This window comes from Lysinibacillus sp. UGB7, from assembly GCF_049058285.1.
GTDB lineage: Bacteria > Bacillota > Bacilli > Bacillales_A > Planococcaceae > Lysinibacillus > Lysinibacillus sphaericus_B.
On record NZ_JBMGUV010000034.1, the window covers coordinates 1 to 12,746 of the forward strand.

The window sequence follows — 12,746 nt, forward strand, 5'->3', positions numbered from 1 at the left end:
ACTAAAAGAAGTAATATTGTAAATAAAAAGCTATTAGGATGAGTGAATTAATTTATTCTACTAAAGTTGCTGTGATAGTAGGAATACCCAAATTATTCATGCCATTATATGTACCGTAAACTGTAATTTCAGCACCATATTTTGTGTCAGTTAACGCGTAATTTTCAATGCCGTACATACCAGTCTCTTCACCTTCTGTAGTAAGTACAAATTCAAAATCAACACTTTTTTCCGTTACTAATCCAGATACTATGCCTTTAGCAAAAACTTTAGTATCAGCTTTAACTTTATTTTCGTTAACAGCAACAATATCTAATTCAATTGCTTCACTTTTCATTTTTGCGTTTAATTCTTCTTGTGTTGATTCAGTTGTCACCAACCCTGTTTCAACTTCTGTAGGTTCTGTGGCTGGTTTTTCTTCTTCGCAAGCTGTAAGTAGTATTGCTGATAATGCCCCTAAATATAATAATTTTTTCATATATAAACACTTCCTTTCTTTTACCATTTTAGGATATTTATTACCTAATGTACATAAAAAGAGAATGTTTAATGTATTCACTTCTCTAAACTTTAAACTATTTAGTAGCTAAAGCTTATTGAACTAACGAGGTGTTTTAATTAAATAATCCATAATAAGACCACTCTGTGATGTGTGGTCTTATTCTTATCTATAATAGAGAAATACCACCTTTTTACGGGTGGTATGCTACACAAAACACTACACAAGTGTAGTTGGGAAATAAGATTGAACCGTTGGTGTATAAGTGTTTTGTGTAAAATCCAAAAGGTTGTGCTATAACTAAAAGAAAACGACCAATTGGATGGTTTTTTACCCAACCAATTTAAGAGGTGACTACATGAGCTGGCAACCAACAAGACAGGGAGAGCTGACGTTACAACAACAAATTTCGACATGGATTACAGAACATATTGAGCGAGGCGATTGGGTTGCTGGCACAAAGCTGCCAACACAGCGGCAACTTGCCATGCAATTTGGTGTAAATCGAAGTACAATTCAGCAAGCATTAGAGGAGTTAAAGTCAGCTGGAATACTGGAGGCGAAGGTGGGCTCAGGAATATATGTCTCACATGATTCCTGGCATTCATTGATTAAACAAACCCAACCAAATTGGCAAAGTTATATTGATACAAGCCTTCATAAGCCGAATTATCATACCATTCAAATAATCAATGAATACGAACAACGCGATGATATTATACGGTTAGGCACTGGGGAGTTAGCACCGAGTTTATTGCCCACTGCTGAAATTGAAGCGTCATTGAAGGCGCTTTCCTTAAAGCCTAAAACTTTAGGCTACTCATCGCCCCAAGGCAACGATAGACTGCGAAAAGCTGTTTGCGATTATGTTGAAAAAAGAGGTATACATGCACAACCACACAATGTTTGTATCGTTTCGGGTGCACTACAAGCATTGCAGCTTATTGCGGTTGGCCTGCTTGAACAGGGTTCAATAGTGTTTCAGGAAAAAACATCTTACTTAAATTCAGTTCATCCATTTCAATCTGTAGGTATGCAGATGATGGCTATCGATCGTGATGAACAGCTTACTCAAACATTGGCGCAAAAGAAAAGAAAAAGACAGGCTGTATTTTATGCCGTGCCAACGTTAAATAATCCTACTGGCAGAGTTTGGACGACACGAGAAAAAAAGCACCTATATGAAGCATGTAAACAGTCTCGTATTCCCATTATTGAAGATGACGTTTATCATGAATTGCTCTTTCGTGAAGTAACGCCTCCAATAAAATCAATAGATGATAGTGGGCAAGTACTTTACATTGGCAGTGTATCGAAAACATTAAGTCCAGGACTACGCATTGGCTGGTTAATAGGACCAACAACCGTCATTGAACGGTTAGCGGATATAAAAATGCAAACAGATTATGGTTCAAGTGCCATCTCACAAGAAATTGTGTTGCATTGGCTACAATCTGGAAAGTATGAACAGTATATCGTGAGCTTACGCCAAAAATTACAACAAAGAGCAGATTTAGTAGAGGCTATTTTAATGGAGAAATTTGGTGATATTGCTGAATGGAATAAGCCAAAGGGAGGCTTCTATATTTGGCTAAAGTTTCATGCACCAATCGTTGATAAAGAGTTATTTACCAAGCTATTACATCGACTAGTCCTAATAAATCCAGGCTACATTTACAATCCACAAGATACCCAACACATTCGCTTATCGTATGCCTATGCAACAGACGAAGAATTAAAAAGCGGCTTACAAATATTACATGAAACTGTGGATGAAGCGATTGTAAAACATAAAAAACAAAACCTAGAGAAATAACTTTTTTAGAAAATGGCTCATTAGATTTTTGGTTAAATCATAATGGATTAATCGCAACAGAAATTTGTTTAACACCAAAATCTCTGCAATACATGACAAGAGTTTTAGTTAAAAAAGAGTTGAAAAAACAAGCATCTATTGATTCATCTTTTTGAACATGCGCTTCAGTTGTATTCTTCCAAATCAAGGGCGCAATCTAAATTTATTACACAACAATAGCGGCTACTTGCCCGCTAGTATGCCACAACAAATTGCTTGCCATTAAAGTAATAGAATAATTCACCTGTCGTTTCCATACATTTTAAAATGAGTATTCTTAAATACACAACGACTATGTTTGCTGCTAAAAGCAGTAAATTAATTTTTTAAAAAGAGGTGAATCATTGGAGAAAATGCCACAAGGCTATTATTACATTCCACAGCCCATTCGTGATGATGGTACTGGGGGTGTGGATAAAGGACCTAGAGATATTATGAGAGATATGCAAAATCCTGATATGCTAGTCCCTCCTAAAACAGATGCTGGACTTATTCCAAATCTTAGATTCTCATATTCCGATACCCATATGACATTAAATAAAGGTGGTTGGTCCCGAGAAATTACCGTTCGTGAACTTCCTATTGCCACAACATTGGCAGGTGTCAATATGAGCTTGACACCTGGTGGCGTACGGGAACTTCATTGGCATCAACAAGCAGAGTGGTCTTATATGTTACTTGGTCATGCTCGAATAACAGCGGTAGATCAAAATGGTCACAATTTTATTGCTGATGTCGGGCCCGGTGATTTATGGTATTTTCCACCAGGAATTCCTCATTCCATTCAGGGTCTCGAAGACGGGTGTGAATTTCTGCTTGTGTTTGACGATGGGAATTTCTCAGATCTTAATACATTTTCTATATCCGATTGGTTTGCTCATACGCCCAAAGACGTGCTTTCATCAAATTTTGGCGTTCCGATAAACGCTTTTAATCATATCCCTACTGAACAGGTATATATTTATCAAGACAGGGTACCAGGACCAATCGAAACGCAGGAAGTTCAATCACCTTATGGTAAAGTCCCTCGAAACTTCAAACATCGACTGCTTGCCCAAGCTCCTATGAAAACACCGGGTGGTAGTGTAAGAATTGTAGATTCCTCAAACTTTCCCATTTCACAAAATATCGCTGCAGCTCTTGTTGAGGTTGAACCTGGCGCAATGCGAGAAATGCATTGGCACCCAAATAATGATGAATGGCAATATTATCTAAAAGGAAAAGGACGCATGACGGTGTTTGCAGCTAACGGTGCTGCTCGAACATTTGATTATCGTGCAGGTGATGTAGGATATGTGCCATTTGCAAATGGTCATTACATTGAGAACACGGGAACAGAAACATTATGGTTCCTTGAAATATTTAAAAGTGATCGTTTTCAAGATGTGTCATTAAATCAATGGATGGCTTTAACCCCATCTGAGCTAGTACAACGCAACTTATGTGTAGGTCCTGAACTCCTCAACGTTTTAAGAAAGGAAAAATGGCCGGTTGTAAAATATCCTGGATTTTCTTATTATCCTAGGTGAACATAACAAAGCAGGTGGAAGAAGACAAATAGTCTTTCCCACCTGCTTATTTTTTTAAAATTTATAGTTATTTCTAGTCACCAGCAAGATACCGATTGCTGGAACGGTACAAATAAGCATGGCTGCAAAGGATAGTCCCGGCGAAATTTCATATAAATAGCCACCTAAAAACGTCAGGATTGCGGTACTTAACCCCATTGCTAATGCAGAATAGAGTCCCTGTGCATTTGGAATTTGTTCCTTTGGTAATGTTTTGGTTAAATAACCGATAAAGGCAAAATGTGCCAGTGCAAACGATAAAGCATGCAAGGTTTGAGAGGCGATAAACACCCAAACATTTGGGAACAAATAAATAAGTAACCAGCGTAAGGAAGACCCACTTGCTGCTAACAGTAATAATGAGGAAGGACGCCATTTTGTAAATAATGTATCAGCCTTCATAAAATATAAGATTTCACAAATCACGGCGATGTTAATAATTATCCCCATATAGAATGGATCAACCTGCAGATCCTCTAAATAGATATAGCCATAGCTGTAATACGAGGCATGTGCGCCTTGTAGTAAAATGACAATGAATAACACAATAGGGAAGCCTTTAATCTGCCATAATGTTTTCATCGATAATGATTTTGCACGCTGTTCTTTTGTAGGTACAACGAGTAATTCCTTCGGTGTCGCTAATTGCTGCATCAACAGCATACCAATAAGACCGATAATCATGCTCCAAAAGATTACGTTTTTACCAAGGACACCAGTTAACATACTGATAATTAACACCGCTATAACGAATCCAACTGAACCATAGGAGCGGCTTTTTCCATAGTGGACATTGCCATGCTGCACAAGTGTTGCTGCGCTACTTTCAACGGCAGGTAAAAGAGCAGGGTAAAAGACACTAAATAATATTGTCACGACAAGGAGCATGATGAAACTTGTACTCGGTATGTAAAGTAATGTTGTCATCAAAGCCCCAACTGCTAAAATCGTAATAAGTCTTTTGTTGTGTACATATTTTGCTAGCGTTGGGAAGAAAAAGAGGTTAGAAGTGGCCCTTGCTAAAAGACCACAGCCCATCACAACGCTTGCCTGAGAGACCGTTAGTTGTTTGGCGTCCACCAGCCAACCTGTCCAATAAGGTAAGAAAATACCCCACGTAATAAAAAATGTAAAGAAATTTTGAGAAAGCCATCGTTGATTGTTCATAAAATTATGTACCTCCATTAACTATGTTGAATGATAGCACGATAGTCGTTACAATAATGTGAGATATCTCATATTTTGAATAGGAGAGAATAAAAAGATGCAAATACTGACAGGGGAAATACGCCAATATTATATAGATAATTATCCGATTAATGATTTTTTCTCTTTCAACATCTATCCATTTTTAGAAGTCCGTCAATTCGATAAAGGGGAATGGATTTTTCAAGAAGGATCATACCCAGATACGATGTATTACATGATCGAGGGGAAAACAAAGCTCTATATGACGCATAAGAATGGAAAAGTATCGCTCATTGAATATTTAGAAGCACCACGGTTTATGGGGGAAATAGAATTGCTCAATGAGGCTAGATATACAAAGGGGATTCAAACGGTGACAAAAACAGTTTGTCTATCAATTGCAACACAGCCATGTAAAGAAAGGCTACTCGCCGATGCACTTTTTTTACGCAGATTATGTGTATTTTTAGGAGAAAAAGCCACTACTATGACTTCGAAATACACACAAAATCAGGCATATCCACTGGAAAACCGTCTAGCTGCCTTTATCCAATTATCATCAGATCAAGGTATCTATAAAGAAAAGCATACGGAAATCTGCGAATATTTAGGCGTTTCCTATCGCCATTTATTATATGTCCTCGCCCAATTTTGTGAAGAAAACATCCTTGAAAAGCAAAAGAATGGCTACCACATTATCGATGTGCAACGCCTTAACCAATTGGCGCAGGAGATTCAATAAAGATGGAGGATGCTGCGCCATTTATCCTGTTAGATATTCCAATAGGTTCTATCATCTCGTCATAAGTATCGTTGTCTATTATTTTAGTTCCTTTTTGATAGTTTTTTAAAGAGGCTTAACATCGAGGTCATTAGAAGTCGTTGAAACAACGGGTCTTAAGGACTAAAATGGATGTCCAACTTAAAGACAAGCACTTTATTTTTTCTAGTTCTACATAAATACATAAAGAAAGATGAAATTTTTCTAAGGAAATATTTTATAAAATTATAATATTTTAGTTTTCCTTATAAAATCTTGATAATTATAATTTAAAGTTTTATTAGTAAAGTTTTATCAGCAATAACCAAGTTGTTGAAGAAACTAAATAACAATCAAAAGGATGAATATATATGAAACAAAAGCTTTCACCCATTTCTGCCAAAGAGCGGATAGAAACACTCGATATATTAAGGGGTTTCGCATTATTCGGAATCATACTAGCAAATATTGTTTGGTTCCTTTATCCTGTCTACATGCAAGAAGATCCAAGTTTTAAAAATGAATGGACTTCTTTTTGGAATCAAGCTGATTACACCGTCAAAACTCTTCTTTCTATGTTTGTCGATGGGAAATTTGTCATGCTCTTTTCCATGCTGTTCGGTTTTGGAATGGTTATCATGCAGGAAAGAGCAGCTGCAAAGCAATTAAACTTCTGGGGAATATATTCTCGACGACTTTTTGCTTTATTTATTTTCGGTTGTATCCATGCCTATTTCATTTGGTTCGGAGATATTTTAACAGACTACGCAATTTTAGGATTATTACTCCTTGCCATGCATAAGTTAAAATCTAATGCCATGTTAATCATTAGCATTACTTTATATTGCTTATTTTTCGGACTATTAACATTAGGAGCGCTAACCTCCGATTCTACGATGACCATGACAATGTCAGAGGAAAATCGTCAGCTCACGCAAGCTACGATAGAGGCCCATCAAAATGGAGGCATTCAAGAATTAATGGATGCAAATTTTATGGAAAGAACTTTTTATACAATGCGTAATGGGTTGTACGTCCTTTATTTAGGTAACCCTATATTTTATTTATTGACAAATCTTCCGTTCTTACTAATGTTTTTATTCGGGTCAGCTATTGCGAAGAAAAAATGGATTCATCGTTTTGAAGAATATCGAAAAGGCTTTTTCATTACTTGGTTATTGACATTGATTTTTGGTGGAACGTTAAGCTGGATACTACCTTTCTTTTTAGAAAATTCATCAGCTGCTCAACTAATTCAATATATTAGCTCACCACTTCTGACCATCTCTTATGCTATTAGCTTAATCTTTATCTATCACACGGTTAAAGGAAAGAAAGTTTTACAGTGGTTAGCGTTCCCAGGAAGAATGGCATTTACAAACTATATTGGTCAATCTATCATTTGTACATTTTTATTTGGGCCGTTTGCATTGGGCGTATACGGGAAGCTACATTTAACAACAGCCATCATCATCGCCATTGGCATTTTTGCGCTCCAAATAATTATGAGTAAATTATGGCTATCGAAATTTCGCTTTGGACCATTAGAATATGTTTGGAGATCCATCACTTATTTAGGCATAAAAAAATAATTTATTAACTAGGTTTCAAAGTGGAAAAAGAGAGATTCCATACCTACATCGACAAAAGTGCATCAATTGGGAGCACATATCATTTGTAAAAATTCAAACACCGAATAAATAATTCAATCATGATAGGATGCATATCGAGGATGCAGAAGCGCAATAAAAAGGTTAAATTCATTATGACAGACTTCAAATAAAGAAGTCTGGACGAGGCTTGTTATATTCACTTTTTTTAATGAACCAGCGTGCAATTTCCTTGCCACTATGGTAGTAGTCAATCGCATTGACCTTGTGTTTTTTGATGGAGATGTCTAGGGTTTCTTGCATAACGTCAAAAGGTAAAATCCCAATACATAGGTGTTTGTAGGGTGAATATCTTTGGTGTTTTACCTCATCTGGAATTAAATTACTGTTGGCACTATGAGCTTCAGCAGATTTATGTGCATTCTGGAATGCAAATAGTTCCTCTTGTGCCAATGCTGTGCTTGGTGAGTGACCCGTACTTTTCATTCAACATGCCCCCTTTGTCGTTAGTTTTATTGTACAAGACCTGCCATGGAAAAAGTCTTCATTTACAAGGCTTTTACGAAAACTTAATGGTTCGTTTTTGACGTTTTGTATATGTAACCGTATTCATGCCGTTGACGTATTGAAATTATACAAAACTTATATAGATTACGAAGAAAAACACATACTCAAACTATTGTGAATTTTTCTAACACACAGTATTATTGTAATTAGATTTAACGTGAAAATTTTCACAAAGTCACGTTAACGTGAGGAGGAATTTTAATGAGTGCAATTCGAGTAGGTATTGTAGGTTATGGAAATTTAGGACGCGGTGTGGAATACGCAATTTCACAAAATCCAGATATGGAATTAGTAGCTGTATTCACTCGTCGTGACCCTTCAACAGTAAGCGTTGCTAGTAACGCAAGCGTATATTTAGTAGATGATGCTGAAAAATTCCAACAAGACATTGATGTAATGATTTTATGTGGTGGCTCTGCAACTGATTTACCAGAGCAAGGACCTCACTTTGCACAATGGTTTAATACAATTGACAGCTTTGATACTCATGCGAAAATTCCTGAGTTTTTCGAAGCAGTTGATGCTGTAGCTCAAAAATCTGGTAAAATATCAGTAATTTCAGTGGGCTGGGATCCAGGTTTGTTCTCATTAAATCGTATACTTGGAGAGGCAGTATTGCCGGTAGGCACAACTTATACATTCTGGGGTGATGGTTTAAGCCAAGGACACTCAGATGCAGTGCGTCGTATTGAGGGCGTAAAAAATGCAGTGCAATATACGTTGCCAATTAAAGATGCGGTAGAACGTGTTCGCAATGGCGAAAACCCTGAGTTAACGACACGTGAAAAACATGCACGTGAATGTTGGGTTGTTCTAGAAGAAGGGGCAGATGCAGCAAAAGTGGAGCAAGAAATTGTGACAATGCCAAACTACTTTGACGAGTACAACACAACAGTAAACTTCATTACCGAAGAGGAATTCAAAGCGAACCACACTGGTATGCCACACGGCGGTTTCGTTATTCGCAGTGGTGATAGTGGTGCAAACGATAAACAAATTCTTGAATTCTCATTAAAACTTGAAAGTAATCCAAACTTCACATCGAGTGTGCTTGTAGCTTATGCTCGTGCAGCACATCGTTTAAGCCAAGCTGGCGACAAAGGTGCTAAAACAGTATTTGATATTCCTTTCGGTCTGTTATCACCAAAATCAGCTGCGGAGTTACGCAAAGGTTTGCTCTAATTTATGGTCAAAATCCCGATTATCAATTAATGATAATTGGGGTTTTTTGAAGTTTAACAATTTTTCATTGAACACGTTATTTGTTGTTGATGTTTAAATAATTTATGGGGGCTTATCGCTCTTAGCAGGAGATATCTCTAAGATATGGAGATGTCTCCTTTTATATTGCTGTAGGGTTGAATTCTGTAATATCACATATAATATATGGTAAACTGTCAATAATTTAACTATATTATGTTTGGAATTGAGATGTAACTAGGAGCTCCGTTCAGTAACCTACTAATCGTCAGTAAAATGGGGAGGTTATCATTTAATGACAACAGATATTATTATTCAGTCGAAATGTATTCCACCAAAGCCTTCAAATCATTGTATTAGTCGAGCTTTGCTAATGAAAAAGCTAAAAAAAAGTTTTGACCTGACATGTACATTTATCCATAGTGGCGCAGGATATGGGAAAACCACGATTCTCACACAATTTCTCCACACGGAAACCACTAGATTTTCTTGGTATTGCGCTTCCGAAGAGGACGATAATATCCTCCCATTTCTAAGATATTTGTTTCATAGTCTTCAACGAGTCATTCCCCATTTTGGAATAGGGTTCGATACATGGGATCAGCTATCACGCTTTCCAAAAATAGAAGAATTAGATCGTTGGTATAAACTTTTCGTTAATTGTTTATGTGAGACAGAAGAGCCCTTTGTAATTGTTATTGACGATTACCATTTAGTGGATCATGAATTTCATATTAACTATGTAATGGAAAAAATAATTGAATTTTCACCACCTAACATCCATTTCATTATTGCCTCTAGAGCTTTACCGAATTGGGATATCATTAGAAAAATGAAGTTGCAAATGCAATTGTTGATTATTGCTGAAACAGATTTAGCCTTTTCTGCCGAAGAAGTCACTGTTTTTTTTGAAGATTATGTAAATGTTCACTTATCGGAGGAAGAGACTTCAAAAGTAATCGAAATTACAGAAGGTTGGGCTATCAGTATTTCATTATTGGCCGAGCAATGGCATAGTGAGGTGCTTGACCACTGGCTAAACAGTCACACAAATGATTTGTTCTCCTATTTATCAGAAGAAGTTTTTTTGAAGATGAGTAAATTTGAGCAAGAAGCATTACTGCAATTTGCGATTTTCCCTACGTTCTCAGAGCCATTAATCGCTCAATTTTATAACATAGAAGTAGCAGAAGCACTAGAACAATTCGTCCATAAGCATTTATTTATTCAACCAATAGCTAGTAATGGATTATATCGATTCCACTCTTTATTTAGTCGATTTTTAGAAATGAAATGGCAACAAAACGCTACACAATATACTATTTTACATAAAAAAGCGGCTTTGTATTATGTAAATAAGAAAAACGTTCAGGCGATTCTACATCATGCATTTAAAACGAATGATCCAGATTTTTGTGGAGAATTATTACAAAACTATGCTGATAGTCTAGTACAAGCTGGTCAATTTGAGTGGCTATTAGAAAAGATCAATCGTTTTTCGTCAAATGAGAAAATGAAATTTTACAAATTGTATTATTTTGAAGGGGAATGTCATCGCTATCGTGCATATTATGAAAAGGCAAAGCATGCCTATGAAATGTGTACAAGCATCGCCAAAAGTGCAAATGATGTCCTCTTTATGACGAAAGCACAAGCAGGATTAGCACATATTTACCTTGATACGATTCAGCCAGCGTTAGCCGAACCGTATTTGAAACAGGCATTAGCGTTAGTGCATGACAATTTACTAAGTACAGAAGAACGCTTAGAACTTCAACGACAGTATGCTGAAAATCTTGTGAATTTAGGAAAAGCAAAAGAGGCAAAACAATTTATTGAAAAAGTGACTTTAAACGAAAGCGTTGTGCAACGGGCAAATGTTGATGTACGTATATTGTTAAGAACTGGTCAATTATTTGATGCCAAAAATTTGCTGACGAAAAGACTGGAACTACCCCCACAATTGCTATCGACGCACAGGGAAAGCGAATTGCTAGCATCCTTTGTTTATGCACTACTAGGACAAGGGAAAGAAGCATGGTACGCTGCCCAGCAAGGAATTCGAAGGGGAGTCCGTGAAAAATCAGTTTTTATAGAAGCTGTTGGCTATATTCGTAAGGCACATGCTTTGTTAATAGTAGAATTCCCAGACTATGAAGGCGCATGTCACGCTTATGACAAAGCTATTTCGCTAATGAATAGGATGAATATTTCTCGTGTTAAGGCTGAACCGTATATGGGGCTTGCCATTGTCAAACATGCACAAGGGGATATTGTATCCGCCAAAAAATATTTGGCATTAGGCTTGCAGGAAACGGAGCAAGTACATGATGCTTGGATGACTGCCCTTATTTTACTTGCTGAAGTGAAAATAATTCTTTCGCAAAATGAATTTGATGAGGCAAAGCAACTATTATTGAAGGCACAGCGGTTATTTCAGGTCTGTGGCGATCAAAACGGGGACATGCATGTTTTATTCTACCAATCGGTTATTGCTTTCAAAGAGAATAATGCACAACTCTTTATCGCTTATTTTAATCAATTTGCCAGCCAATGTATCGACAATGGCTATGAATACTTTTTTCAACGTAGAACCATTTTAGGACCGTCGAATGCCATCATTTTTTATGAGCTTTTACAATATAGCTATACCTGTGCAAGTGAAAACATAGCGATTCAAACGATGCGCAACTATTTCCAAGTGGAGGTCACAATGGCTTATCCAGCACATGAAATCCAAGTAAATCTTTTTGGAAATTTAAATTTAATCCGCAATCATCGGCAACTTGAGGACAAAGAATGGCAACGGGAAAAAGCCAAGGAGCTTTTCGTCTATTTATATTGTCATCGTTATCGGTATATTCCCAAGGAAGAGATTGCCCAAACGTTGTGGCCAGAACGATTAGTCGATACACTTGATCGTGATTTTAAAGTTGTCTTAAATACACTATTAAAGGTTCTTGAACCAAATAGAAATGCACGCCAGGAAAGTTTTTTTATTCATCGAAAAAATAATATGTATCAATTGCAGCATATTCGTTTTTTGCAAATCGATGTGGAACGTTTTCTTTTTTATTTTGCGTTAGGACTGGAAGAATTTGATCCACAATATTCGAATGAATGGTTGCAACTTGCGGAGTCGAGTTATACTGATTCGCTTTATGTGGAAAAAAAACAAGTAGATTGGCTGACGCAAGATCGAGAGAAGTTGCAGACTTTATACATTGAAGTACTCGAAAGATTAGCGCAAAATGCCACAAGACAACAAAACTTTAAGCAATCGGTTTACTATGCAGAAAAAATGATTCGTGAGGATGCACTGTGGGAAGAAGGCTATCGACTTTTGATGTATAGTCACTACCAATTGCAAAACCGCTCCCTCGCGTTAAAATGGTATGAAAAATGTGTACAGCAACTTCAAAAAGAGCTGAACGCAACACCAATGGAATCGACAATGGCCGTTTATGATTTAATCATGGGTTAGCCTACAATTAGTAAG

Annotated in this window: 9 protein-coding genes; 6 read left to right on the forward strand and 3 right to left on the reverse strand. The window is 36.8% G+C overall.

Translation table 11 applies throughout. The features are described from left to right. Positions 1-52 precede the first annotated feature (52 nt). Entirely contained in the window at positions 53-478 is a 426-nt protein-coding gene (locus tag ACOMCU_RS22660; RefSeq protein WP_421051492.1) for a hypothetical protein, read from the reverse strand. 379 nt (positions 479-857) lie between these two features. On the opposite strand from ACOMCU_RS22660, the gene ACOMCU_RS22665 reads away from it, so the two are divergent. Both ACOMCU_RS22665 and ACOMCU_RS22670 read left to right on the forward strand, forming a co-directional pair. Next, the gene (locus tag ACOMCU_RS22665; RefSeq protein ID WP_421051493.1) at positions 858-2,315 is read left to right on the forward strand and encodes a PLP-dependent aminotransferase family protein; all 1,458 of its coding nucleotides are present in this window, start codon (positions 858-860) and stop codon (positions 2,313-2,315) included. A gap of 392 nt (positions 2,316-2,707) precedes the next feature. Further along, positions 2,708-3,883 (forward strand): oxalate decarboxylase family bicupin, encoded by a 1,176-nt coding sequence (locus ACOMCU_RS22670; protein ID WP_421051527.1) that lies wholly within the window; start codon positions 2,708-2,710, stop codon positions 3,881-3,883. A gap of 54 nt (positions 3,884-3,937) precedes the next feature. Here ACOMCU_RS22670 and ACOMCU_RS22675 read toward each other — a convergent pair whose 3' ends face one another. Continuing rightward, positions 3,938-5,089: an MFS transporter gene (locus ACOMCU_RS22675; protein WP_421051494.1), complete on the reverse strand. Its 1,152-nt coding sequence runs from the start codon at positions 5,087-5,089 to the stop codon at positions 3,938-3,940. A gap of 97 nt (positions 5,090-5,186) precedes the next feature. Here ACOMCU_RS22675 and yeiL point away from each other — a divergent pair, with 97 nt between their 5' ends. Further along, the gene (gene yeiL / locus ACOMCU_RS22680) at positions 5,187-5,852 is read left to right on the forward strand and encodes a transcriptional regulator YeiL (protein WP_010859401.1); all 666 of its coding nucleotides are present in this window, start codon (positions 5,187-5,189) and stop codon (positions 5,850-5,852) included. A gap of 389 nt (positions 5,853-6,241) precedes the next feature. Further along, positions 6,242-7,462 carry a DUF418 domain-containing protein gene (locus tag ACOMCU_RS22685; protein ID WP_421051495.1) on the forward strand — a complete coding sequence of 407 codons (1,221 nt, stop codon included), beginning with the start codon at positions 6,242-6,244 and terminating at the stop codon, positions 7,460-7,462. A 183-nt stretch (positions 7,463-7,645) separates the two neighbouring features. Here the strand turns inward: ACOMCU_RS22685 and ACOMCU_RS22690 are convergent, their stop codons facing one another. Then, positions 7,646-7,966, reverse strand: a complete 321-nt coding sequence (locus tag ACOMCU_RS22690) for a hypothetical protein (protein ID WP_421051496.1) — start codon at positions 7,964-7,966, stop codon at positions 7,646-7,648. A 282-nt stretch (positions 7,967-8,248) separates the two neighbouring features. Here ACOMCU_RS22690 and ACOMCU_RS22695 point away from each other — a divergent pair, with 282 nt between their 5' ends. Both ACOMCU_RS22695 and ACOMCU_RS22700 read left to right on the forward strand, forming a co-directional pair. Then, complete coding sequence (locus ACOMCU_RS22695) at positions 8,249-9,229, forward strand: diaminopimelate dehydrogenase (RefSeq protein ID WP_010859399.1); 981 nt, start codon at positions 8,249-8,251, stop codon at positions 9,227-9,229. Between the two features lie 313 nt (positions 9,230-9,542). After that, positions 9,543-12,731, forward strand: a complete 3,189-nt coding sequence (locus tag ACOMCU_RS22700; protein ID WP_421051497.1) for a BTAD domain-containing putative transcriptional regulator — start codon at positions 9,543-9,545, stop codon at positions 12,729-12,731. The last annotated feature ends 15 nt before the right edge of the window (positions 12,732-12,746 follow it).